The following is a 545-nucleotide window of genomic DNA, read 5'->3' as shown; positions in this document are numbered from 1 at the left end:
CGCCACCTGCTCCAGCAGCGTCTCGATGCGGCACAGCCCCTTGGGCGCGATCAGCCCGAACTCGGCCGCATAGCCGCGGATCGCGTTGGCAACCTGGGTGCGCGCCCGGATCAGGCTGGCGCGCACGCCCATCAGCATCAGCCGGGCCTGTTGCTCGGGGCTCTTCTCCGGCACGAAGCGCATGCCAGGACGCCCGCCCGCCTCGCACAGTCCGGCCGCATCGGCCGCGTCGTTCTTGTTGCGCCCGACATAGGGCTTGGCGCGGTGCGGCGCGATCAGCCGGGGCTCATGGCCCCAGCTTCGCAGCCGGCGAGCCAGGTGGTGGGCGCCGGTGCAGGCCTCGATCACCACCCGCGCCGGCGGCAAGCTCGTGAAGAACGCTTCAAGCTGCCCGCGGCGCAGTTGCCTGCGCAGCACCGTCTCTCCGGCGGCATCAACCCCGTGGAGTTGGAAGAGATGCTTGGACGTGTCCATGCCGATGCGCGTAATCTCGTTCATTGGGCGGCTCCTTCGATGTGTTGGGACCATCATCTTGGCGCAAAACG

General features: G+C 68.8%; 1 protein-coding gene. It reads right to left on the bottom strand.

Translation table 11 applies throughout. The features are described from left to right. On the bottom strand, positions 1-498 hold a 498-nt coding region (locus TSB10GB4_RS08230; RefSeq protein WP_186395345.1), incomplete at its 3' end, for a transposase. Positions 499-545: the final 47 nt, after the last annotated feature.

It is taken from the genome of Stappia sp. TSB10GB4 (assembly GCF_900185745.1).
Classification (GTDB): Bacteria; Pseudomonadota; Alphaproteobacteria; order Rhizobiales; family Stappiaceae; genus Stappia.
Note: the sequence above shows the minus strand (reverse complement) of the source record. Positions and strands in the feature narration are given on the sequence as shown.